This window comes from uncultured Draconibacterium sp. (assembly GCF_913063105.1).
Classification (GTDB): domain Bacteria; phylum Bacteroidota; class Bacteroidia; order Bacteroidales; family Prolixibacteraceae; genus Draconibacterium.
In genome coordinates this window covers 109,466-134,077 of sequence record NZ_CAJXYQ010000014.1, presented here as the reverse complement: position 1 = coordinate 134,077, position 24,612 = coordinate 109,466, and the positions used below count along the sequence as shown (strand labels likewise).

General features: G+C 40.8%; 24 protein-coding genes and 2 riboswitches. Of the genes, 10 read left to right on the top strand and 14 right to left on the bottom strand.

Annotated elements, in window-relative coordinates; genetic code table 11:
• Positions 1 to 73: 73 nt before the first annotated feature.
• From cbiB to QZ574_RS13940, 8 genes are all read right to left on the bottom strand, one after another.
• Positions 74 to 1,000 (bottom strand): adenosylcobinamide-phosphate synthase CbiB, encoded by a 927-nt coding sequence (cbiB, locus tag QZ574_RS13975; RefSeq protein ID WP_297090550.1) that lies wholly within the window; start codon positions 998 to 1,000, stop codon positions 74 to 76.
• The gene (locus tag QZ574_RS13970) at positions 987 to 2,471 is read right to left on the bottom strand and encodes a cobyric acid synthase (RefSeq protein ID WP_297090548.1); all 1,485 of its coding nucleotides are present in this window, start codon (positions 2,469 to 2,471) and stop codon (positions 987 to 989) included. The genes cbiB and QZ574_RS13970 overlap by 14 nt, the downstream gene beginning before the upstream one ends.
• A complete protein-coding gene (gene cobC / locus QZ574_RS13965; RefSeq protein WP_297090546.1) occupies positions 2,464 to 3,012 on the bottom strand; it encodes an alpha-ribazole phosphatase in 549 nt (182 codons plus the stop codon). The genes QZ574_RS13970 and cobC overlap by 8 nt, the downstream gene beginning before the upstream one ends.
• A complete protein-coding gene (locus QZ574_RS13960; protein WP_297090544.1) occupies positions 3,009 to 3,770 on the bottom strand; it encodes an adenosylcobinamide-GDP ribazoletransferase in 762 nt (253 codons plus the stop codon). Before QZ574_RS13960 ends, cobC begins: the two co-directional genes overlap by 4 nt.
• A gap of 162 nt (positions 3,771 to 3,932) precedes the next feature.
• Entirely contained in the window at positions 3,933 to 4,937 is a 1,005-nt protein-coding gene (cobT, locus tag QZ574_RS13955; RefSeq protein WP_297090542.1) for a nicotinate-nucleotide--dimethylbenzimidazole phosphoribosyltransferase, read from the bottom strand.
• Between the two features lie 104 nt (positions 4,938 to 5,041).
• Positions 5,042 to 5,560 (bottom strand): bifunctional adenosylcobinamide kinase/adenosylcobinamide-phosphate guanylyltransferase, encoded by a 519-nt coding sequence (cobU, locus tag QZ574_RS13950; RefSeq protein WP_297090540.1) that lies wholly within the window; start codon positions 5,558 to 5,560, stop codon positions 5,042 to 5,044.
• A 164-nt stretch (positions 5,561 to 5,724) separates the two neighbouring features.
• Positions 5,725 to 6,822 (bottom strand): hypothetical protein, encoded by a 1,098-nt coding sequence (locus QZ574_RS13945; RefSeq protein WP_297090538.1) that lies wholly within the window; start codon positions 6,820 to 6,822, stop codon positions 5,725 to 5,727.
• Between the two features lie 31 nt (positions 6,823 to 6,853).
• Entirely contained in the window at positions 6,854 to 8,788 is a 1,935-nt protein-coding gene (locus QZ574_RS13940; protein ID WP_297090536.1) for a TonB-dependent receptor, read from the bottom strand.
• Between the two features lie 82 nt (positions 8,789 to 8,870).
• A riboswitch (cobalamin riboswitch) is annotated at positions 8,871 to 9,080 on the bottom strand.
• Between the two features lie 273 nt (positions 9,081 to 9,353).
• Here QZ574_RS13940 and QZ574_RS13935 point away from each other — a divergent pair.
• Positions 9,354 to 9,518, top strand: a complete 165-nt coding sequence (locus QZ574_RS13935) for a hypothetical protein (RefSeq protein ID WP_297090535.1) — start codon at positions 9,354 to 9,356, stop codon at positions 9,516 to 9,518.
• A 21-nt stretch (positions 9,519 to 9,539) separates the two neighbouring features.
• Here the strand turns inward: QZ574_RS13935 and QZ574_RS13930 are convergent, their stop codons facing one another.
• The 5 genes from QZ574_RS13930 to truA form a co-directional block, all read right to left on the bottom strand.
• Positions 9,540 to 10,340 carry an ABC transporter ATP-binding protein gene (locus QZ574_RS13930; RefSeq protein WP_297090532.1) on the bottom strand — a complete coding sequence of 267 codons (801 nt, stop codon included), beginning with the start codon at positions 10,338 to 10,340 and terminating at the stop codon, positions 9,540 to 9,542.
• 1 nt (position 10,341) lies between these two features.
• Positions 10,342 to 11,352: an iron ABC transporter permease gene (locus tag QZ574_RS13925; RefSeq protein WP_297090530.1), complete on the bottom strand. Its 1,011-nt coding sequence runs from the start codon at positions 11,350 to 11,352 to the stop codon at positions 10,342 to 10,344.
• Between the two features lie 55 nt (positions 11,353 to 11,407).
• Positions 11,408 to 11,935, bottom strand: a complete 528-nt coding sequence (locus QZ574_RS13920) for a cob(I)yrinic acid a,c-diamide adenosyltransferase (protein ID WP_297090529.1) — start codon at positions 11,933 to 11,935, stop codon at positions 11,408 to 11,410.
• Between the two features lies 1 nt (position 11,936).
• Entirely contained in the window at positions 11,937 to 12,743 is an 807-nt protein-coding gene (locus QZ574_RS13915) for a helical backbone metal receptor (protein ID WP_297090527.1), read from the bottom strand.
• A 74-nt stretch (positions 12,744 to 12,817) separates the two neighbouring features.
• A riboswitch (cobalamin riboswitch) is annotated at positions 12,818 to 13,004 on the bottom strand.
• Between the two features lie 61 nt (positions 13,005 to 13,065).
• Positions 13,066 to 13,830 carry a tRNA pseudouridine(38-40) synthase TruA gene (truA, locus tag QZ574_RS13910; protein WP_297090525.1) on the bottom strand — a complete coding sequence of 255 codons (765 nt, stop codon included), beginning with the start codon at positions 13,828 to 13,830 and terminating at the stop codon, positions 13,066 to 13,068.
• A 557-nt stretch (positions 13,831 to 14,387) separates the two neighbouring features.
• Between truA and QZ574_RS13905 the strand changes: the two genes are divergently transcribed.
• Complete coding sequence (locus tag QZ574_RS13905) at positions 14,388 to 14,828, top strand: Hsp20/alpha crystallin family protein (protein ID WP_297090523.1); 441 nt, start codon at positions 14,388 to 14,390, stop codon at positions 14,826 to 14,828.
• Between the two features lie 40 nt (positions 14,829 to 14,868).
• Here QZ574_RS13905 and QZ574_RS13900 read toward each other — a convergent pair whose 3' ends face one another.
• Positions 14,869 to 15,243: a hypothetical protein gene (locus QZ574_RS13900; RefSeq protein ID WP_297090522.1), complete on the bottom strand. Its 375-nt coding sequence runs from the start codon at positions 15,241 to 15,243 to the stop codon at positions 14,869 to 14,871.
• Between the two features lie 650 nt (positions 15,244 to 15,893).
• On the opposite strand from QZ574_RS13900, the gene QZ574_RS13895 reads away from it, so the two are divergent.
• From QZ574_RS13895 to QZ574_RS13860, 8 genes are all read left to right on the top strand, one after another.
• A complete protein-coding gene (locus QZ574_RS13895) occupies positions 15,894 to 16,823 on the top strand; it encodes a MoxR family ATPase (RefSeq protein WP_347841594.1) in 930 nt (309 codons plus the stop codon).
• Positions 16,824 to 16,944: 121 nt separating this feature from the next.
• Positions 16,945 to 17,823 (top strand): DUF58 domain-containing protein, encoded by an 879-nt coding sequence (locus tag QZ574_RS13890; RefSeq protein ID WP_297090518.1) that lies wholly within the window; start codon positions 16,945 to 16,947, stop codon positions 17,821 to 17,823.
• Positions 17,824 to 17,829: 6 nt separating this feature from the next.
• Entirely contained in the window at positions 17,830 to 18,837 is a 1,008-nt protein-coding gene (locus tag QZ574_RS13885; RefSeq protein ID WP_297090515.1) for a hypothetical protein, read from the top strand.
• 6 nt (positions 18,838 to 18,843) lie between these two features.
• Complete coding sequence (locus tag QZ574_RS13880) at positions 18,844 to 19,839, top strand: VWA domain-containing protein (protein ID WP_297090513.1); 996 nt, start codon at positions 18,844 to 18,846, stop codon at positions 19,837 to 19,839.
• 13 nt (positions 19,840 to 19,852) lie between these two features.
• The gene (locus tag QZ574_RS13875; RefSeq protein ID WP_297090511.1) at positions 19,853 to 20,884 is read left to right on the top strand and encodes a VWA domain-containing protein; all 1,032 of its coding nucleotides are present in this window, start codon (positions 19,853 to 19,855) and stop codon (positions 20,882 to 20,884) included.
• 71 nt (positions 20,885 to 20,955) lie between these two features.
• The gene (locus QZ574_RS13870; RefSeq protein ID WP_297090510.1) at positions 20,956 to 21,783 is read left to right on the top strand and encodes a tetratricopeptide repeat protein; all 828 of its coding nucleotides are present in this window, start codon (positions 20,956 to 20,958) and stop codon (positions 21,781 to 21,783) included.
• Positions 21,784 to 21,878: 95 nt separating this feature from the next.
• A complete protein-coding gene (locus QZ574_RS13865; protein WP_297090508.1) occupies positions 21,879 to 23,702 on the top strand; it encodes a BatD family protein in 1,824 nt (607 codons plus the stop codon).
• Positions 23,703 to 23,708: 6 nt separating this feature from the next.
• Positions 23,709 to 24,464, top strand: coding sequence for a tetratricopeptide repeat protein (locus QZ574_RS13860; protein WP_297090506.1), 756 nt, complete (start codon positions 23,709 to 23,711; stop codon positions 24,462 to 24,464).
• The last annotated feature ends 148 nt before the right edge of the window (positions 24,465 to 24,612 follow it).

Here is a 24,612-nt window from a genome sequence, read left to right as displayed (position 1 = left end):
GTTCATAAGTTTAGGTTTGATTAGTTTTATTGGTTTAGTTAGTGAAAAGGATGGGTGTTGACCCGTCCTTTTTTTATATCCAATAAATGGCAACCAGAGCCCCCAATGCCAATACACTCGTCAGAAAATTTATCATACACGTTTTTACCACATCTTTATTCGTAAGCTTTCGGGGTACATCTCCGATAAACGGCTTGTTAACTAGCTTGCCCTGGTAGCTGTTTGGTCCACCAAACCTACAATTTAATATGCCAGCCAACGCCGCTTCTGGATAACCCGCATTAGGACTGCTGTGTTTATTTCCGAATTTCAAACAAAATACCAGCCCCCGGTAGCTACATGCAACCACTACCATAAATAGTGCAGTTAACCTGGCCGGAATAAAATTTAAAACATCATCAGTTTTTGCAGCAAAAAAACCAAACTCACGATAGCGCTGATTTTTATAGCCTATCATCGAATCGAGTGTGTTTGCCATTTTGTATGCCATCATACCGGGAACACCCGCCAGAGCATAATAAAACATGGGGGCAATTACACCATCGCTTAAGTTTTCGGCTAAAGTTTCTAATACGGCTGTTCGAATTTGATTTCTATTCAAATCTGCTGTATCACGGCCAACGATAAAACTTAACTGTTTGCGTGCCGCTTCAACTCCACTTTTATTTAGCACGTTAATTACTTTCCACGATTCGCGGATAAGGGAGTGATTTGCGAGTCCATAAAAAACAAAAAGGGAAGAGACAAGTAAAAACAGAATTGAAAATGAAGCAAGAAATTCAAAAAGAATAAAAAAGAAGAAATAGGTGAACAATATTAAAGAAATGGATAAAATAGCTCCTCGAAAACGCTTTTTCTTACCATTATTTAAGCGAAGTTCTCCAATTGCAATGGCTTTTCCGAATATACGGATGGGATGTGGCAACCACTGCGGATCGCCGATTAAGGCATCAAGCAAGAAACCAATTAATAAAGGAATTACAATTTCAGGATGCTCCATCAAATTCCATCGATTTATAAATGTAGTTAAGGTCTACATTTTCCCGAATTAAATCGGCGAGTTTATCGTACTGCTGCTGTTTAAATTCCTGAAAATCAAAAGTGCTGTTCACTCCTCCTCCAGCTTCCTCAAGCATACGTTTCACTATCTCTGTATTATCAAGAATACCATGAATATAGGTACCCCATGTTTTTGCATCTAAATAATAACCATCGGGCTTTTTCCCGTTTATGTAACAGAGCGGTTTGGGCTTTTTGCAAGAAGTTTCGCCCATATGAATCTCGTAACCTTTTCCTTTTAGCAAATTTTGAAACTCGAATGTGCATTGTTTGGTAATTTTCTCTTTTGAAAGCGTTGTAATTACCGGCAAAATACCAAGTCCCGGGATTTTATCAATTGTACTTTCAACATGATCAGGATCTGATATCCATTCGCCCATCATTTGATAGCCCCCGCAAATACCATAAACGGCTTTACCTTTTTTGTGCGCCATTTTTACAGCGCCGGTCATCCCCTGTTTTTGCAGATACAATAAATCGGCAATGGTATTTTTCGAACCCGGAAGAATTACAATATCCGCGGCATCCAGATCAGCTGGCGTTGCAGCGTAAAAAAGGTTAACTTCGGACAATTTCTCGAGGTAATTAAAATCGGTAAAATTCGACATATGCGGTAAAAGCACCACCGCAATATTGGTTTTTCCCTGCACCGCCTCAAACCGCTTTTTATCAACTACCACCGAGTCTTCATCATCGATATAGATATCGCGAAAATGCGGAATTATGCCGACCACAGGTATTCCACAAAGTTTTTCCAATTGTTTGGCACCATGTTCAAACAATGTAATATCGCCCCTGAATTTATTTATGATGATGCCTTTAATTAGTTTTCTCTCGGCCTCGGGCAAAAGCAAAACAGAACCGTAAACGCTACCAAAAACGCCTCCTTTATCGATATCGGCTATCAGATAGGTGGCCGCATTTTTAGCCAGGGCTACCCGCATATTGGTTATGTCTTTTTCCCAAAGGTTTACTTCTGAAATACTACCGGCGCCCTCTACAACAATCGGATTGTAAGCCTTTTCCAGCTTCGAAAAAGCTTTCATTGCTTCATTAAAAAGAAAATCACGGTCGGTTTCGTTAAAATAGGCTTTAGCCGATTTATTTGCCCAGGGTTTACCGTTTAACACAATTTGCGAATCCATATAACCGGTTGGTTTTAGCAATACCGGGTTCATCTCCACACGGCAGTTTATACCGCAGGCTTCAGCCTGAACCGCTTGTGCCCGCCCAATTTCCAGGCCATCAGCAGTTGGATAGCTATTTAACGACATATTTTGTGCTTTAAACGGAGCCGGTTTCAAGCCATCTTGTTTGAAAATGCGACAAAAGCCTGCGTTAATAATGCTCTTACCAACATCGGAGCCGGTACCCACAAACATTATCGGCTTGTATTTTTTTTCCTTAGTCATGCTTATTAAATTCGAATACGGTTATACTGGCATAAGCGGGTTTAAAGTTTTCAAAAAGTTCCGAAATGGGTATTCTTTCAATGATGCTTTTTAATATGCGAATTACTCCGGCATGAGCAACAATAACACAGTTCCCTGCATCTGATTCAGTAATCTCCTGAACGAAAGCCGTTACACGATCCACCATTTCAGGATATGATTCGCCATTTTTTGTTGGCATGGTTTGGTAATTCTCCATCCACTCCTTCCCTTCTGTCTCATTGTAAATCTTTTCCCAGGTGCACATTTCCCAATCTCCAAAGTTTAATTCTTTTAATCGCGGATCAACATTTACCTCATCATCAGGGAAAAGATTTTGAGCCAAAGTAAGGCAGCGTTTTAATGGGCTCGACCATATTTTATCGAAATTTAGCGATTCCAGTCCAGCCACTATTCTTTTCTGTTCTTCCCCAAACGATTTGGCAACATCCACATCGGTTTGCCCGTAACAAACTCCCGGTTCTACGGCAACACTGGTATGTCTGATAGCAATTATTTTCATATAGCGTTTTGACAAGCGAGAATACACAAATAAAATATTACCTCGCACAGTTGCTGTAAAGCGCCTAAAATATCGCCGGTATAACCACCCAGTTTTCGGTTTATATATCTCCTGAAAACCGAGCTAACAATCAACAGCAAGGCAACTACCACAAGCGATTCAACAAGGCTAAAAAACAAAAGTGCGGCAGCGCCGGTAAGTATGGCAAAAAGTAAGGACCCTACCGAATCGGCTTTACCTACCGGTTTGGTTTTACTGCTTGCATCGAGCCGGGCATAGGCCGACGAATAAATTAATAACACCGGAAAAATGCGGCTAATGGCGTGGCCGGCTAACAACACTAAAGGTATGCTGCTGTTTTCGATATGCAAAAGCGCCAAAAACTTGGTACCAAGCATAAACAAAAGTCCAACACTTCCGTAGGTGCCAATGCGGCTATCCTTCATAATTTCCAGGATACGCTCAGGGGTGTAGCCTCCGCCAAAACCATCGCAAAAATCAGCAAAACCATCTTCGTGAAATGCACCGGTAAAAAAAACCGTTGCCGCCATGCTCAATCCAATGGCAAGCGAGGCGGGCAAAACAAGGTTAAACAATAGAAAAACCAGTGCGGCTACTCCTCCAACCATCCAGCCAACGACAGGAAAATAGCGTGTTGATTTATTCAGCATTTGTTCCGTCCAGCCATTAATGTGGCCAACCGGAATTCGGGTATAAAAGCTTATTACAGTAAGAAATATTTTAAATTCATTTATCACCTGAACACAATTAAGTTAATGCTTTTTATTTCAAATACCTATGAGTTTACCATATACCGTCCGATACCCGTGAAAATCGCCCCTAAATCATATTGTTTTGAGCTATATTTCCGCCGGCGACTTTAATCAAAATAATTTGGACGGTAGTTTTCAATCCTCGCGCTATTCTTTATTCGAAACACCGGCATCTTCCATGCTACTCATTTCGTTTATGAAATTAACAGCCGAACGCACCAGCGGCATAGCTACCGCAGCTCCTGTTCCTTCACCCAAACGCATGTTTAATTGCAGCAGAGGGCGCACTTCCAAAAATTCCAGCATTCGTTTATGGCCTTTTTCATCGGAGCTGTGGCAAAAAATGCAGTTACCCTTTATCGTTGCATCCATTTGCATGGCGGTAATAATAGCTGCCGTTGAAATAAAACCATCAACCAAAATTAGCATATTTTGCTTTTTGGCTTCGAGATAGGCTCCAACCATTGCGGCAATTTCCAAACCGCCAAAGGTTGCCAGTATTTCTTTAGGTGTATGCGGATCGTATTTGTCTGCAATTTCTTTGAGTATTCGTGTTTTTCGGTCAACCTGTTCTTCAACTAAACCCGATCCACGCCCGGTACATTCTTCGATTGAAATGCCCGTAAAACGATGCATTAGCAACGATGATGGCGAAGTATTGCCAATGCCCATTTCGCCACAACCAATAGTATTGCAGCCTTTTTCTGCCTCGGCACGCACAGCTGCTGCACCAACTTCCATTGCTGCCTCACATTCTTCCATCGTCATGGCAGGCTCTTTGCGCATATTTCGGCTTCCGTGGGCTACCTTTTTGTTTATCACCGGTAATCCGGCCGGGAAATCAAAATCAACACCAACATCAATTACTTTCAAATCCATTTCGCTCTGCCGGCAAAACACATTAATTGCTGCCCCGCCACCGCAGAAATTCATTACCATTTGCCAGGTAACATCTTTTGGGTAGGGACTAACGCCTTCGTCGGCCACTCCATGGTCGGCAGCAAAAACCAGGTGTGCCGGCTTTTCAATTTTTGGCGATAAGTTGTTTTGTACCATCCCGATTTGCAGGGCAATTTCTTCAAGTATTCCAAGTGATCCGAGAGGCTTGGTTTTGTTATCGATTTTATGTTGTAATTGATCTTTTAATGTCATTGTTTTTGGTTTTTTATTTCTCGCTGATTTTGCTGATAACCGCAAATATTATTTTAAACGCTAAGACTCGAAGCCTCAAAGTTTTATTTTAACCTATATAATTTTTACTTTCCACTTTTTACTTGAACCGGTATTCCGGAAACCATCAGAAAAACTTCGTTTGCCGATTTGGCAATGTACTGGTTCATCCAACCTTGCAGATCGGCAAACTTGCGGGCAATTTCATTTTCGGGATGAACACCCATACCGAGTTCATTGCTTACCACAAACAGTTCCATGTCCTGATTAATAAATTTATCCCATTCAAGTTTGGCAATTTCAAGGCTGGCATCCACATCATTTTTATTCTGATAAAAGATATTGGTCAGCCACAGCGTTACACAGTCAAGCAGCACTGTTTTCCCGACCAGGTCGTGTTTACTGATTTCAATCTCTTCTTCAATGGTGTTCCACTGTGCGCCCCGGTCAGACTGATGGCGTTTCACACGGTTATGAAAATCTTCGTCCCAGATATGTGCAGTTGCCAGATAAATTGGAGTTCCAGAATTTTCTTCTACTCGTTTCTGGGCATAACTGCTTTTCCCCGATCGTTGTCCGCCTGTTATGAAAGTAATTTGTGCCATAATTTCAGGTTTTGGTATTGTTTGTTTTGTTAGTTTATTAGCACTTGTTGAAATACCAAACCTCCGGCCTGTTCAACCGGAGGTTTTCATCATAATCATGCACAATTGCTGTGCAAACCTAGAGCAATAACTAAAAAATAGTTATTTCGATTTTCAAAAATATCTTAGTCTTCAACAGTAAAAAGCATAAATGGCGCAATACCGGTTTCAAACTCAATATCTACAGTACCATCTGTTTGGTAGGTTATAGCTTTACCCTTAGCGGTTGCCCCGTTTGAAATAAAACAAAATACTCTATCATTATAAAAATCAACGCCATTAATGCCCTGCACGCCATCTACTAAATTTGTACTTTCAAACGATTTAGAAGCCACATCAAATACCGCAATCGAACCTCTAACATTCCAGTTGGCGTCCATTACTGATGTCATCACATATAACTTAGAAAAATCGTCGTTTGGTTCCATTATATTTACATAGGCCATGCTACTAACACCGTCTAAAGCATATGTAGCCTCAACTTCGTTGGTAGTTGTATTAATGTAACCAATACCTGTTTGGGTTGTGGCATCTCCATAGGCAACTCCGAGAACCACATACAGGTTATTGCTATTATCTTTCTCAAAGTACGACGGAATGTTTCCGGCAGGAAGTTGAATATAAGTAAGGGCTTCAGTTCCAAGATCTATAACTGCTACTTTATCATCATAGTTAAGAGCTGCATACAGCTTATTATTTACAATTTCAAGTCCTTCCGGTCCGCCTGGCAAAGCTATTTTCTTTTCAACAGTGTGCGTTGTTAAGTTAACTTTTGCAATGTACGATACACTTGCATCCATCCATACATCTCCTCCCCAACACGAAACATACATGTAGTTTCCGGTAGCCACTGCAAAACGTGGTTTTACAATATCAGTAGTAAGGGCATTTTCTGTTTGTTCGAACGTTTCGTCATTTACCCAAAAAATCTGATCTGCATTATTACCCATTAAATAAACTTTGCCGTTATAACTTAAGGCATATTGGGCATTCGAGGTCATGGGCACACCATTAATTAACTCATAAACATTGTTTGTTGCTGTGGCTGTTTCTTTGTTAAACGATGTAATGGTGCTCTTATCGTTAGTATAGCCACCGTAGTTTACAATGTAGCTTACCGCGGGTTCAACCGGAGCCGGCACCGGGTCGTTACTATCATCACACGCTGTAAAAGCGATGGCCAGCACAGCCAGAAACATTAAATTTTTAAATCGGTTTTTCATTTGTAATTGAATTTTATATTGATAATTGTTTTTATTTAAAATGATAGCTTAAACCAAGTCGGTACGAAATACCCGGCATGGCATAGCCCCAGCTTGCCTGGTAATCTTCGTCAAACAGGTTGTTAACCATGGCGTTTATTTTAATGCGGTGTTGCGTATTTATTTTCCAGTTGTAGCTAACTGCGAGGTTTGTCAGCGAATAGGCATCCAGAATATTTTTGTTTTCTTCATCGGTAAACTGTTCGCCTGAATAGCTTTGATCAACTACCAATGCTAAATCCTTATAAGAGGCGCTAAAAAAAGCCGTTGCGCTGGTTTTCGGTACATATTCCATTTGTCGGTTCAGGGCATTGGTTTCATTCAGCGATTCTATCCTTTCGGCAACGGTGTACGTCAAATTCAATCCCCAGTTTACTACCCACCCTTTTACCATATTATAATTCCAGTCGGTCATTAGCTCTAGTCCTTTGCTTTCTACTTTCTGCACATTCTCGGCATACCAAAACGATCCGCCATTTTTCCATAAAATCCAGTCGTCCACCTTCATCAGAAAAGCATTCAGTTTAACATTACCCGACTTATTACCGGTGCAGTAGCTCCACTTTGAACCAATTTCGCAGTTCATGCCTTTCTCAGGATTCAGATCGGGGTTTCCGCCGGGCACCCAAAACCGGTCGTTAAAGGTTGGCACACGGTAGCTACGCGCTATGTTTCCACTAAATTTTAGCACATATTTTTCTTTTGAAAGAGCCAGATAGTTTACTCCAAGCGAGGGGGTAAACGGAACTTCAAAATCAGTTACAAATCCCTGGCGCAGATTAATCGTTGCGGTAAGTTTGTTAAAAAAACGATGGTAATACGAGGCGTAAAGGTCTACCCGGGTTTCGTGCTCCAGTGTTTCTGAATAAGCGTACACAGTTGGATAAATACGGGTAGCTTTTGCCCCGGCCTTGTAACTTGCATTGGGCAAAAAATCGTGCTCAACAAAAGCTTCGCCAATTATGCGTTGGGTTGAAATAGTGTCGGATGTGTTTTTATTACTTACAGCATTATCGAAAACATAGCCACCGTTGATTTCGTACTTAAACGGTTTTTTACGGTTTTTATAACCGGTCCAAATACGAATATGCTCATCGTCATAAACTTCCTGCAGTTGCGGATTAAAATAATTTACCGCCATATTTTGCTGCACCTGGTGCCAGTCGTTTTCAATCCAGACATTAAAGATGAAGTGTTCATTAGTGGCAAAACGATAATTAAATTCTTGCAACAGCCCCCTATTTTCAATGGCCGCGTTCTGCTGGGTGTCTTGAATGCCTATCTGCTGTGTTTCAAAGTCTTTCTGAGGATTAAGAAACGGGAAATTGTTTGTTTTGGTATAGTAATAAGCGCGCGTTACCGATTCGAATTTTCCGTTACCGAGAGATATTTTTGTTCCATACAATTGTTCGCCAAACGAACCATTTGCAATTCTCGCTTCGGCTTTTACACCTTTTGTCCAGTTGTTTTGCAAGCCCAAATGAATGGCACCACCAATACTTCCCGATCCATTTACCGAGCTGGCACTCCCAAACTGCACTCCCACATTATCAAACAAATAAACCGGCACGTTGCTTACGTTTGAGTGGCCAAGGGTTAGCGAATTAATATTTATTCCACCAAAATTTAAGCTGGTATGGTCGGGTGCCGACCCCCTGATACGGATGGTTGCAAGCCCTCCGGCATTGGTTTTAAAAGCTACGGGTAGCGTTCGCGAAAGCAATTGCTCTAAGTTACCATCCTGCGCCAACGAAAACTGGCTGGCACTTATGCTTTCTATTTTTGCCCCCGATTGGTACTTCCGAAGCTTACCATAGCTAACCACTTCGTCAACATGTACCGTGTCAAACACTGAAAATAATTCTTGTGCAGAAACATTTTGTGCCCAAGCCAATAAGAGTACCCCAAAAACAACAAACCTCCTCATTATCAAATTTTAAGGAGCTTTGGATAAATCAGTGAAAAATACTTTTTGAATATTTCTCAAGCTTTTATCCCGAAGCTTAATTATAAATTATTGAATTTATGGCAGGTCTTCTGGCTCATCCCGGTTATTGATGCCTTCCCTCCTGATTCCATCAGGAAGTGGCTTTTGTGGTTCAATAACACTAATTGCAATTTGCAATTGGGACTTACAGCTGCGGGTACAGCTCCGGATTCACACCGGATTCCCTTTTCATCTTATTTCTGATTAAGAAATTATAAGAACCTAAATTCGTTAGCAAAGATAATCACAATTTTTAACAAGACTGTTTTTTGAGGAAAAGTTATTTCAACTATTAACGACAGTTATTAACACAACTCACAATCATCTCACATCCTGTTACTTACATTTATAAGGAATCAGAAAAAACACCCCATAATATTAAATTAAGGATGAAATTGAAGCTTACATAAAGTGTAAACGATTATGAAAAATTATAAAAAAAGTAAAATAAGTAAGAATACTGCACAAAACTTGCGAGGGCTCTTTTTTTTAAAAAACAGGGGCAATGAAAACAAGAGTAAGCACAAAAAGAAAACGCAGAGATTTTAGAGTTAAAATAAACAGGAATAATTTAATGAATAGGTTTATTCGGGAAATTGAACGCGAAGAACCACTTGAAGGAGCTATCCGTGAAACAATGTTGGTTTACCAACCGGTAATTATAAAATAATTTTAGGCGAGTACTCCTTTTTCACTTTTTTTCGATTACCTCTTCTGACACCAAAAACACCACCGGTTTATTTGATATCGGATTAGTGCGGGTTACCACAACCGTTTCGTAAACTGCTTCAATATCTTTATAGTTTAACACTTCGGTTGGAGCTCCTTTTTTACGTATCCGGCCATTTTGCATCATAATTAACGAATCGCAATACTCGCCTGCCAGGTTTAAATCATGAATTATCATTAGCACCGATAAGCCAAGCTCCCGACTTAAGCGGCGAATGAGGTTTAATATTTGTACCTGGTGGGTAATATCCAAATGCGATGTTGGTTCGTCGAGCAAAAGTAATTGTGGCTCCTGGGTTAGCGCACGGGCAATGCCTGCCAACTGTTGCTCGCCACCACTCAGGGCGTTCATATATTTTCCTTTTAGTTTGTCTACGCCAGTTAGTTTCATGTATTTCTCGGCGATAGCAAAATCATCTTTGGTTTCGAAAAACTGGAACTGTTTGTGATAAGGAATACGCCCCATTAACACATATTCTTCAACGGTCATACTTCCGATTTCAATATTTTGGGTAACAATTGCAATGTGTTGTGCACGTTGTTTCAAATTCATGTTTTGCATATCAGAATTTTGCAAAACCATATTGCCGTGTAAGGGATCGAGTTCGCCGGCAACCCCACGAAACAGTGTTGTTTTACCTGATCCGTTTGGACCAATAATACCAACAAAATCGCCCTTGTTAATCGAAAAACTAACATCGCTCACCACGAACTTACCTGGATAACCGCACGAAAAATTATTAAGTTGAAAAAAGTGTTCCATACTAATTCAGTTTAAAATGCGATTTTGAGCGACTCAACACAACAATAAACACCAGTCCGCCAACAAAACCGGTAATAACCCCAATGGGCAATTCGTTGGGCGATATTATTGTACGGGCAAGCGTATCGGAAAGAATCAGAAAAATTGCACCACCCAAAAACGAGCCGGCCAGTAAAACGCGGTAATCGTTGCCAATTATTAAACGAACAAGGTGTGGAATTACCAATCCCACAAAGCCAATAACTCCCGCAACCGAAACGGCAATTCCGGTAAGCAGAGAAGCAACAAAAAACAACAATTTAATGGCCACGCCGGTATTTATTCCCAGGTGGCGGGCTTTAACCTCGCCAAGGCGAAGTGCATTTAAGGTTTGTGCAAACAAATACGAAATTAGCAAGCCTGAAAGCGAAGCATAAAACGCAATTTTTATAAGCGCTGCATTCGACTCATCTAACGACCCCATCACCCAGAATACGATATTATGTAAATTTTCGGCGGTTGAGACTGACATTAAAAACATCATAGCAGAAGAGGATACAAAGCTTACCATAACGCCAATCAGCAGCATACTGTTAATACTTAATCCTCCACGCTTTATGCTTAAAAAATAAACCAAAAACAAGGTAACAAGGGCCCCTAAAAAGCCAAAAGCAGGTAACGAAAGATAGCTGGCGGTGCCGATTCCCAACACAATAGCAATGGCCACCCCCAGTGCAGCACCTCCTGAAATTCCCAAAGTGTAAGGTTCAACCAGTGGGTTACGGTAAATCCCCTGCAAAAGGGCTCCGGACAAACTCAACGCCCCACCTACCCCAACGGCCAGCATAATTCGGGGGATACGAATTTTGGTTAAGACAGTAAATTCAATGCTGTTTTTCTCAGCCAAAATCCGGGGCAACTGCCAAAGTACAACTTTAATCTCGCCCGACGACAGCGAAATAACGACGGCTGCCAACAACAACACCAGCAACAGAACGATAAAAACCCCCCACTTTATATATTTAATGTTCATCTTCTGCAATTCTAATCCAAAGTAAATAAAAAAGGTAGTTCATTAGCCGCAATCGTTAATATTCTATTCCTTCGCGAGCCATTACTCCCGCATCAAACGGATGCTTTTCTTTTGCCAAAACCGATACATAATCTGCCACATCTTTAATGCGTTTGCTGGCTCCTCTGCCGGTTAAAACCAATTCCGTTTCTGCGGGTTTCTGTTTAATAAAACTTAAGAGTTCGTCTTCCGAGATATAGCCGTATTTAATGGCTATTAAAATTTCGTCGAGCACCACTAGTTTTACCGCTCTGGCAGCTATAAAATCGAGTAGTTTTTGTAAACCATCGGTGGTTGAGGCATGATACTCCCCCGGTGTAATTTGCGGGTTAACCAAAGGCATTCCTTCCGAAAAAGTAAAGACCGCTGCCCCCTGTGTTTTTAAAACCTTTAATTCATTATAACCACACAAATCGGGCTTTTTAAAAAACGAAGCATAAACAACGGAAAAACCATGCCCCAAGGCACGGATAGCTAATCCTACTGCAGCTGTTGTTTTTCCTTTCCCTTCGCCGGTGTAGATATGAATCAGTCCTTTTCGCATTTTACTCGCTTATAAAATAGAAAACATCTTCAAGTGCCTGTACAAAATTAGCCGGAGTAGGACTGCACGATGTTTCTGAAGAAATTAAAAAAACCTTGTTTTGTTTAACCGCCGACACCCCTTTAAAACTATTCCAAACGTCCAGTTCCTGCTGACCAAAACCGCCCATTTCGGCAATAATAATCAAGTCCGGATTTTTTAACACCACACTCTCGCGGGTGAGTGTGCCGTGTTTTAAACCCGAGGCAATGTTTTTGCCGTTACAAAAAGTAATAAAGTCATTCATATAAGTACCATCAAGCACACTAAAAATGGGGTTAGCGCCAATTTGGAAAAAGATTTTACGGGACGGTAGTTTTTTTGCCATTTCCCGAATTTCGTCAACTTTTTTCCGGGCACTGGCTACTACCTGCTCGCCACCATCTTTGCAGCCTATTAATTGAGCAATTTGCTGGTTTTGCTCACAAATTTCGTCAAATGATATGGGCGTTTCCATTACTACAACGTTTAATCCAAGCTTGCGCATTGCCGCAATATCCTGGGCTTTTGTCAGTTTCATGGTTAACACCACGTCTGGCTGTAAGGCTAAAATCTTCTCCACATTTACATCAATGGTTGAACCGATTCGATTAACTCCATCGTTAACAGCCTTTGTGCAATAACTGGTGCAGCCAACCAGCTTGTTTTTACCGCCAACCAGGTACACGTTTTCGGTTATCGATGGTGCCAGCGATATTACACGAGTATGGTCTTGTGCAACAACCGTTAACTGCACCAACAACAATAACAAGATTAATTTATATCTCATCTGTTTTAAAATTTGCTGGAAATGAAACTGCAGAAATCAAATGTATGATTCCCGAAACTTTATCCCCGAAGTTCGTTCATCAAAATCTTTTTGGCAGGTCTTCTGACTCATCCCTTTAGATTGTTGCCTTCCCGTCAATGGCCAAACCGACAGTGGCGTAAGAAACAATCCGTACCAGGATTTACAGCTGCGGGCACAGTTCCGGACTCTCACCGGATTCCCTAAGCGCGTTATTGCGCAACCAATAGGATGCAAAGATAGACAAAAGTTAAAAGCGATGGTTGGGGCTACGATAATTTATTTCAAAACCGAAAAAAAAAGTTCAGGCATTGCTTTTTATTCCGTATTCGTCCGGGTATTCAATATCAACCAAAAACAAGCCTTGCGCAGGAGCTGATGCCCCGGCCTCGCCACGATTCTTTTTTTCAATTATTTCGCGAAACTGCTGTACACTAATTTTTCCTTGCCCTACCTCGAGTAAAGTACCCACAACTGCACGCACCATATTTCGTAAAAAGCGATCGGCTTTTATAACAAATTTAAGTTGCTGCTCCTCTATCATCCATTCGGCTTGCATTATTTTGCAGTTATTGGTCTTTACATCAGTATGCAAGCGGCTAAAGCTGGTAAAATCAGTGTACTCAAACAGCGTTTGGGCTGCCTGGTTCATTTGGTCCACATCCAGTGGTTTCAGGTACTTATAACTGGTTTCTGTTGCAAACGGATTTTTTTCGGTGCTAATAAAATAATGATACGTGCGCGAGCGGGCATCAAAGCGGGCGTGTGCTTCCGAGCTAACAGGCCAAAACTGCTGAATAGCAAAATCCGATGGTAAAAAACTGTTTAATTTATATACCAAATCCAGCTCTGGCGAAATGGGCTTGCTGGCATCAAAATGCAAAATAAAATACGAAGCGTGCACACCAGTATCAGTGCGCCCTGCACCTACAACAGCTACTTTTTCACGTAAAATTTTTGACAAGGCATCTTCAATTACTTCCTGCACTGAAATTGCATTAGGTTGAATTTGCCATCCGTGGTAGGAAGTTCCCTTGTAACTAAGCTGTAAAAAATAACGTTGCGACATTTTAGTATATTTAAATTGCAAAACTATAGAAAAAGTTAAGAGCACAGTCACAACTTAAAACGTAAAAACCGCTCTTCTGATTTGAAGAACGGTTTTACTGAGCGTTAAATTCGCCGGACTTCCTAACAAAGTCCTCTAAAAATCTCTTACGTTTCATCACCATTTACAACAACTACCCCTCTCGATGCTTTGATTACCTTTTAATACTTTCTGTACGAACCATAAGGCCATTTTTCCATTCAGCCCTGTTTTTATTTTACGGCCGCCTGTAAATAATCGACAGTACAACCATTTGTTCGTTAAAATTACAGGTTTAAGTTTCTAAAAACAATAGAAAAAAGTTGTTGCTGAACAATAAAGGTTTTTCTGGTGAAAATTTGACAGACCCTACTTTTCTGAAAATCAGCAACACAAGCCAAAACACCTCAAACACCATGTCATTCAGACACATAAGCCTGCAATTTTTTCAGAATTTTTAACTCGGAACGCCATTTGCAAAAGGTCTTTCAGAAACGTTCATTTATTGTTTAACCAAAAAGTTAAAGGAGGAAATTGCCATGAAATTAGCAAGAAGAAACGAACCAAATTTTCCATCATTCTTTGACCGGTTTTTTAACAATGAATTGATGGATTGGGATTACAACAATTTCTCGAGCACCAACACTTCGTTGCCTGCAGTTAATGTAAAAGAAACAGATGATGATTTTATTATCGAGGTAGCTGCTCCGGGAATGGAAAAGAACGATTTTAAAGTAAATTTTAAAAACAATGTGCTTACCATTTCATCGGAAAAGAAAAACGAAAGTGAAGAAAAGAAAGACAGGTATACCCGCCGCGAGTTTAGCTATCAATCATTTCAACGCTCGTTTACGGTTGCCGAAAATGCAGTGCTTGGCGAAAAAATTTCGGCAAAATACAACAACGGTATTTTAAAAATAATTTTGCCGAAGCGCGAAGAGGTAAAACCGCAACCCGAGAGGGAAATTAAAATTGCCTAACAAAAAGCTGCTGTTCAATTTGAAAGAACAGCAGCTTTTTTTAACTCAAAATCCAATGCTCAGCAGCTTCAATTGTGTTAAAATTCCGCACCATTAATCCTTTCGATTTTTTTTCGAAAAGAATAGTGAAAACAATATCTTTTGGATCTTGAACGACGATAGCTATGCGTCTCCCACCAAAAACACCTGAGTGTTTCCGGTAGTATTCCACAACCAAAGCATGTTCTTTTAAATCGGCCTTAATCGTGGCCTTTCTGTAATCAACAATTAATCCGACAAAAACGTCAGGCACCTCATTCCTTTCAAAATCTTCCTCCCAGGCATTTATTACAACCTGTGCATTTAGTTCTCCGGAATAAGTTTTGTACAAAATACGTGTTTGAAGATCAAAACGAAGTTGAGATCTTTCTTCCATGTTAACCAGACTGTATTAATTAGAGTATAGAGTTTGTAAAATTCAGATGCTAAAATTAAGTAAAACTCAAAGCGCGGCCACTTTTGTAATTGCTTCTTGCTAACAAAACAGTGTTAGTTTCAGTCAAAACTTTTTAAAATTTAATCAACCTACTTCTTAATCAGATAACTCTATTTGTGTACAGCAAATACAATAACACACCACTTTTTAAAATCAAAACTTACTATTGCTGTTGATAACAACACTGTTCCTTTTTTAAAAATCAAAGTAGAAATGAGTTTTTTTTTAAAAAAGCTTATACATCAGGATTTATTCTAATTATGGACTTAAAATTTTTTAACAATTTTAAAGCCTTTTTATATTTGCAATCGTTTAATTTCGTGCTTTCGAAAAATTAGACGATTGGTTTTTTAGAAACAAGCCTTTTTAACGACAGGCAAGTAACAAGATTTCATTCGGGTTATACTTTATTCGGACACAGAAAACCTCTCACGTCTTGGGTCTTCAGGCTTCCGGGTACTATAACAACCAATGAAACAGATAACAGCATTGAAAGATTAAAATTATAAGAAATACAGATGGAAATGAATCAAGCAGTTGATATTAAAGAACTAAACGAAAGAATTCAGAAAGAGAGTTCGTTCGTTGATATGATTTCGATGGAAATGAACAAGGTAATTGTTGGGCAAAAACACCTGGTTGAAAGTTTGCTGATAGGCTTACTTTCCAATGGCCACATTCTTTTAGAAGGTGTTCCGGGGCTGGCAAAAACACTGGCCATTAAATCCTTGTCGCAAACCATTAGTGCCAGGTTTTCGCGTATTCAGTTCACACCTGATTTGCTTCCGGCCGATGTTTTAGGAACCATGATTTACAGCCAGAAGAAAGAAGAATTCAGCATTAAAAAGGGACCAATATTTGCCAATTTTGTACTGGCCGACGAGATTAACCGTGCTCCGGCAAAAGTGCAATCGGCCCTGCTTGAAGCCATGCAGGAACGCCAGATAACTATTGGCGACGAAACATTTAAGCTCGACGAACCATTCCTGGTTATGGCCACTCAAAACCCCATTGAACAGGAAGGTACCTATCCGCTGCCCGAAGCACAGGTTGACCGTTTTATGCTTAAAGTTGTTATCAACTACCCGAAAAAAGAGGAGGAACGCCAGATTATCAATCAAAACCTGCTGGCTCAGTTCCCTGAAACAACTACAATACTTTCGCCGGAAGATATTATAAAAGCACGCAATGTGGTAAAAGATGTGTATATGGATGAAAAAATTCAGAAGTACATTGTTGACATTGTTTTTGCCACCCGCGAACCTGCCGAATACAAGCTCGAGAAATATGCCGACATGATAGCTTACGGAGCCTCACCAAGGGCCGGAATTAGTCTGGCGCAAGCGGCTAAAGCCTTTGCCTTTATTAAACGTCGCGGATATGTTATTCCGGAGGATGTACGTGCGGTTTGCCCCGATGTATTGCGCCACCGTATTGGCTTGAGTTATGAAGCTGAAGCAAATAACATTACCCAGGAAGATATAATTACCGATATTTTAAACGAAGTAGAGGTACCATAATCAGCGAGTCAGAAATTAGTTAAAACGAATAACAGTTGCCAGCCAGGTATTGCCGATTTAAAAATCAAGCAAAGCATACGGATGGCACTGAAATTTAAACGCTGAATATTAAACGATCCGGATGGAAACAAGTGATTTACTAAAAAAAGTAAGGAAGATTGAGATAAAAACACGTGGTTTATCGCGCAATATTTTTGCGGGTGAATACCACAGTGCTTTTAAGGGACGAGGTATGGCATTTTCTGAAGTGCGCGAATACCAGTTTGGCGACGATATCAGGAACATTGACTGGAATGTTACCGCACGATACAGTCATCCTTATGTTAAAATATTTGAAGAAGAACGAGAACTTACCGTTATGCTGCTTATCGATGTAAGTGGCTCGCGCGAGTTTGGCTCTTTCGAAAAACTCAAAAAAAATGTGATCACCGAACTGTCTGCAATTCTCTCGTTTTCTGCCATTCAAAACAACGATAAAATCGGGGTAATCTTTTTTTCCGATAAAATCGAAAAATTTATTCCACCGAAAAAAGGGAAAAGCCACATTCTGCGTATTATTCGCGAATTAATCGACTTCCACCCGGAAAGTAACGGAACCAATATTACCGAAGCAGTACGTTACCTTACCAATGCCATAAAAAAACGTTGTACAGCCTTTGTAATTTCCGACTTTATGGACGACAACAAGGAGCTGGAAATGGCCCTGTCTATTGCCAATAACAAACACGACATGGTAGCTCTAAACATCTACGACGAGCGAGAAACAGAGCTTCCCGCTATTGGGATGATAAAACTAAAAGATGCCGAACGTGGAAATTATGTATGGGTAGACAGCAGCTCGCGAAAAACACGAAAACTTTATGCCGACTGGTGGATTAAACACACAGGAAAGCTGGATGTAATGTTTAAGAAAAGTGGAGTTGATTATGTATCGATTAACACCAACGAAGACTATGTAAAATCATTAATGACCTTGTTCAGGAAACGGGCATTAAAATAGATTGAAATGAAATTGAAATTAAAAATATTATTTGTTTTTACCCTGTTTTTGTTTGCCACGAACGTGCAGGCGCAGCGCATAAAAGCTGAAGCCAGGCTCGATTCTGCAAACATTCTTATTGGCGACCAGGTTAAATTATTTATCGAGGTAAACCACCCCAAAGATGTGAACGTACAGTTCCCGGTGGTTCCCGATACAATTGTTGATTTAATTGAAGTAATTAGTCGCTCGGGAGTTGACACTTTTGAACTGGACGATGAAAAATTCATTAAACAAATTCAGTCGTACACCATAACCAGCTTCGACAGCGGCAGTTACCGAATTCCCCCCTACTGGTTTAAAATAGACCTTAACGGCACTATCGATTCCATACCAAGCAACGGCGTTACGCTTAATGTTTACACCATGGAAATTGATACCACCAAAGGCCCAACCGATATAAAAATGCCTTATGGTGCACCTTTAACATTAAAAGAAGTTACACCCTACATACTGGGGGTTATTCTTATTGGGGCTATTATTTTCTTCCTGCTCTATTCGATAAAACGGAAGAAAAATAATAAACCAATATTTGCACGGCCGGTTAAGCCCAAAGAGCCGGCACATATTGTTGCCCTGCGCGAACTCGACCGGATAAAAGCGGAAAAAATATGGCAAAAGGGCAAAACAAAACAATATTACAGCGAACTTACTGATACACTTCGCGAGTACATCGAAGACCGGTTTGGCATTAGGGCCCTTGAACAAACCTCCGATGAAACGATTGAAAGTTTCCGTGTGCAAAAAGGATTGGTTAGCGACAAAAACTTTGGCAACCTCACCCAGCTGTTGCAACTGGCCGACCTGGTTAAATTTGCCAAATTCCAGCCACTACCCGACGACGACAATGTTTCGTTAATGAATGCCTACTTTTTTGTTAACGACACCAAAAAGGAAGAGCAGAAGAAAGTGGAGGCCAAAGGGAAAGACAATTCGGAGAATGATGAGAATATTGAAGAAGTTGAGATAAAATAGAGAAAGATGTTTGAAGGATTAACATTTAAAAACCCTGAACTGTTCCATATTTTATGGGTGCTTATACCCATGGTGGCATGGTATCTTTTCAGGCAGAAAAGATTTACCGCAAGCATCCAGGTTTCATCCACTGCTTCGGTATTAAAGGCCCCAAAAACTATCAGGCACTACTTACGCCATTTGGTATTTATCTGCCTGTTAATAGCCATTACATTTTTTGTGGTGGTGTTGGCGCGTCCGCAGTCGTCGAAAAACTGGGAAAAAAGCGAAACCGAAGGAATTGACATTGTTATTGCCCTTGATATCTCCAGCTCGATGCTGGCACAGGATTTTCAGCCCAACCGGCTGGAAGCAGCTAAAAATGTGGCAATGGAATTTATTTCGGGACGCGAATACGACCGCATGGGACTGGTAGTTTTCGCCGGCGAGGCATTTACACAGTGCCCGCTAACCACCGACCGCGCAGTATTGTTAAACCTGTTTAAAGATATTGAAAGCGGCATGATCGAAGATGGAACGGCTATTGGTAACGGACTGGCCACATCGGTTGCCCGCTTAAAAGACAGTGAAGCTATTAGCCGGGTAGTAATTCTACTAACCGATGGCGAAAATAACCGCGGAGAAGTAGCCCCGGTTACTGCAGCCGAAATTGCTAAAACATTTGGAATAAGAGTATACACCGTGGGGGTGGGAAGCATCGGAACTGCCCCGTACCCGGTTCAAACACAGTTTGGCGTGCAGCTGCGCGATATGCCCGTTAAAATTGATGAAGAAACACTGCAGGAGATTTCATCGTTAACCGATGGAAAATATTTCAGGGCAACCAGCAACACCAAGCTCGAAGAGATTTATAAAGAAATAGACGCTTTGGAAAAATCAAAAATAGAAGTGCGCGAGTTTAGCCGTAAATCGGAAGAATTTATGCCATTTGCCTTGATAGGGGCACTGTTTTTGATAATAAGTTTGTTTCTGCGATTAACAATTTTTAGAAGTATCCCATAAGAATGGAGTGAGTATGGAAATGTTTAGGTTTGGAAATATCGAATATTTATGGGGGTTGCTAATAATTCCACTGTTTGCACTGTTTTTTGCATGGTCGCGTATTGCGCGAAAACGGGCACTTAAAAAGTTTGGGCAGCAAGAAATCCTGCAACAGTTAATGCCCTACAGTTCAAGCAACAGGCCAGTTGTTAAATTTATTATTCTGATGCTGGCTTTGGCGTTTTTTATTGTTGGAATTGCACGTCCGCAATTTGGTTCGAAGTTAAAAACAGAAAAACGCGAAGGGGTGGAATTAATGATTGCCCTTGATGTTTCGAACAGTATGATGGCCGAAGATATTCAACCCAACAGGCTGGAGCGTGCCAAAAGAGCCATTTCGCGATTGGTTGACCGCTTAAAAGATGACAAAATTGGTTTGATTGTTTTTGCCGGCGATGCTTACACGCAATTGCCTATTACCAGCGACTATAACTCAGCCAAGCTTTTTTTAAACTCGGTAAACACCCAGATAGTGCCTAAACAAGGTACAGCCATTGGAGCAGCTATTGAATTGGCGCGTCGATCGTTTACGCCAAACGGCGAAGCCAATAAGGCCATTGTAATTATTACCGACGGAGAAAACCACGAAGACGATGCTTTGGCATCGGCACAGGCTGCCTTGGATGAAGGTGCCATTGTGCACACCATTGGAATGGGCCTGCCATCGGGCTCGCCAATACCGGTTTTCAGAAACGGCCAAACCGATTACCTGAAAGACAGGGACGGCAATGTTGTTGTTACCAAGCTAAACGAACAGATGCTGGAACAAATTGCAGCAGCCGGCGGTGGTATTTATGTGCGGGCAAACAATGCCCAGGTGGGGCTAAATGCCTTGTTCGACGAAATAAACAAAATGGAAAAACAAGAAATGGAAACACGTAGCTACTCCGAGTACGACGATCAGTTTCAGTATTTCTTTGCACTGGGGTTGTTTTTATTGTTGCTTGAATTTGTAATTCTTGAACGTAAAAACAAGTATTTGAAACATATTAAGTTGTTTGGATAAAAAAAGGAGAGCCGGAAGCCGACAAACAGAAGAGCAAAACAACCAATTACGAGTAAAAAAGTACAGGTACAATGAGAAAAATATATTTCATACTATTTCTGCTAACAATTTCAGGAATTGTTTTCGGACAAAACGAACGAAAGCATGTACGCAGTGGAAACAAACTTTTTATGGAAGCCGTGCGCGATACCATGCGTATTGATTCGGTAAAATTCAGTAATGCAGAAACCGAATACCGCAAAGCACTGGAAAAAAGACCTGAGGACTTAAAATGGAATTACAACCTGGCCGATGCCTTGTATAAACAACAAAAATTTGAAGATGCGGAAGGAAAATTCTCGGAACTGGCCGAAAAAATGGAAGATCCGCTGGAACGGGCACGGGCAAACCACAACCTGGGTAACACACAGTTAATGCAGGAAAAACTCGACGAAAGTATTGAATCCTACAAAAAGGCCTTGCGTGAAAACCCTGAAGACATTGAAACCAAATACAATCTGGCCTATGCACAAATGCTGAAAAAGAAACAAGAACAGCAACAACAAAACCAGGATCAAAACAAGGATCAGAATAAAGACCAGAATAAGGACCAGGATCAAGATCAAAACGATCAGAATAAAGATAACCAGGACCAAAACAAAGACCAGAACAAGGATCAAAATAAGGATCAGCAAGACCAGAACAAAAACCAGGATAAGCAAAATCAGGATCAAAACAAAAATAAAGACCAAAATAAAGACCAGCAGCAACAACAGCAACCACAGCAAAATAAAATATCCAAACAAGATGCCGAGCAGTTGTTACAGGCTTTGCAAAACGACGAACGCGATATTCAGGACAAAGTAAAAAAAGCCAAGGCAGCAAAAGCCAAACGTTCGCGATCGGAAAAAGAGTGGTAGCTAAACAGGATGATATTTAATTTAAGGATTGTTGATTAAAAGAATACGGACAGAAGCAATTAAACAAAAACAATAATTTTGTAGGCTTTGAAAGGATGATGAAAAAACTGATAACATATATATTTTTTGTTTGTGTGGCGATAGCTGCCCGGGCTGAACAAACCCGCTTTACCATGTCGGCGCCCAATGCGGTTGAAATGGGCCAGCAATTCCGATTAAGTTTTCAGCTTAACGACCGCGGAAGCAACCTGCAACTTCCGCCCGGATTGAGCGACAATTTCCAGATTCTGATGGGGCCAAGCACCGGCCAATCAACCAGTATACAAACTATTAACGGTAAAACCACCACCGAAATTACCTATTCGTACACCTATATCCTTCGTGCCAGGGCCGAAGGTAAATTCGAAGTCAGACCGGCCTCTGTGGAAGTAAACGGAAAGGTATTTGAATCAAACTCGCTAACTATTCAGGTGGTAAAAGCACAAGCTTCAACCCCGGCACAAAGTGGAACCAGCCAGGCAGAACAAGGAACAACTCAAAACATTGACCTGGACAAAGACAACCTTTTTGTACGTGTTGATTTGAGTAAGCGTAATGTTTATCGGGGCGAGCAAATTATTGCCACAGTTAAATTGTATGTCAATCCTAACGTACCCATACATGGTTTTGATGATGTAAACCTGCCTACTTATGAAGGTTTTTATACCCAGGACATTGAAATTCCGCAACAAATCAATTTTACACGCGAGGTATATAACGACAAGATTTACCAGGTTGGAATTCTGAAAAAAACCATCCTGTTCCCGCAACAAAACGGACGTTTAACTATTGAGCCTTTTAGCATGGCGCTGTTGGTACGCCAACGGGTAAAAGCCCGAAGCTTTTTTGATGATTTTTTTGATAACTACCGTACAGTTAAAGCCCGCGTAACCAGCGATGCAGTTGCCGTTAATGTTAAAGACCTGCCAACAGCACCAGCTCATTTTATGGGTGGTGTGGGGAACTTCCAGTTAAGCTCAGAAATAAGCAGCACCAATGTTTCAACCAACGATGCGGTAACACTAAAAGTTAGAATCTCGGGTAACGGCAACATTCGTCTTGTTCGTTCGCCAAAGCTTGAATTACCAAGCGATTTTGAAGTTTACGACCCGCGAACAACCGATAATGTTTCGGCAACAAACAATGGTGCTACCGGCACAAAAACCATCGAATACTTATTTCAACCACGTTTCGAGGGCGACTACACTATTCCTCCAATCCGTTTTGCCTATTTTAACCCGGCAACCGGGAAATACGACACCAAGGCTACCGAGTCTTATACCCTGCATGTTGAAAAAGGTACCGAAGAGCAAAATACAACCGTGGTTAGTTCGCTACGAAAAGAAGATCTTCAGCTCATCGGACAAGATATCCGCTATATTAAATCAGGCAAAGCGATGTTGCAGGTAAAAGGATATACTTTTTACGGAAGCACCATCTTTTATTTAATCTATCTGATTAGTGCCGTTCTTTTTGTTGTGCTGTATTTCGTGTACCGTAAAAAGGCCCGCGAGAACGCGAACATTGCACTGGTACGTAACAAAAAAGCCAACCGCGTAGCAACAAAACGTTTAAAAGCGGCTGCCACATTCATGAAACAGAATAATAATGAAGCATTTCACGATGCCATATTAAAAGCTTTCTGGGGGTACTTAAGCGATAAACTCAGCATACCTATTGCCGACCTTAACCGCGAAAATGCCGTATCAAAACTTAAAGACAAAAATGTTTCGGACGAAGTGATACAAGATTTTGAAGAAGTGGTAGAACAATGCGAATTTGCACGTTACGCCCCGGTAGGAGGCGCCGAAGCACGACACGATTTGTATAAGAAGGCCGAAACCACCATGAGCCGTTTTGAAAAACAAATTAAACGCTAGAAAACAATGAAAAAAATTATAATATTTCTGTTAATTATAGTTCCGTTTTTTGTTTTCGCACAGGAAACAAACGAGCAACTTTGGGAAAAAGCCAATGCATTTTACACCACCGAAGAATATCAGCAAGCCGTTTCATCGTACGAGCAGATACTGGCCACCGGTGAAGAATCAGCTAAATTATATTTTAACCTAGGAAATGCCTATTTTAAAACCGGTGACATAAACAACGCCATATTAAATTACGAACGGGCAAAGGTACTGGCTCCGCACGACGAAGATGTGGCTTTTAACCTGCAAATTGCCAACCAATACGTTGTAACTAAGGTTGAAGAGCTGCCAAAACCATTTTTTCTGCGTTGGAAAGAATCGGTAATAAATAAATATCCAACCGACACCTGGGCCTTCATAAGCATTGTATCTTTTGTGCTATTTTTATTGCTTTTGGGCGCCTTTCTATTTAGTAAACGGGTTGCTTTAAAACGCATCTCCTTCTGGATTGGTATTTTTTCTGTTCTGCTGTCAGGCTTTGCCTTTTCGCATGCCGCACAACAAAAAAACAAAATAAACAAGCGCAACCATGCCATTGTATTTTGCCCAAGGGTAACAGTAAAAAGTTCGCCCAGCGAAACCGGAACCGATTTATTCCTGATTTACGAAGGACTGAAGCTGGAAGTAACTGACCAGCTGAATAGCTGGACGGAAATAAAATTGGCCGATGGGAACCAGGGCTGGCTTCCTGACTCTTGTATTGTGCGGATTTAAAACGCTCAAGACCTACTTTAAGTCCAAATGACAGGATTTTTTCTTTAACAAAAGTGGTAATCCTCTGTTTTACAGCAGCGAGACAGGCTCTGGTAAATCCGGTTTCATTTTTCAACTTTTTGGATTGGATTAATATTGTTATATTAAC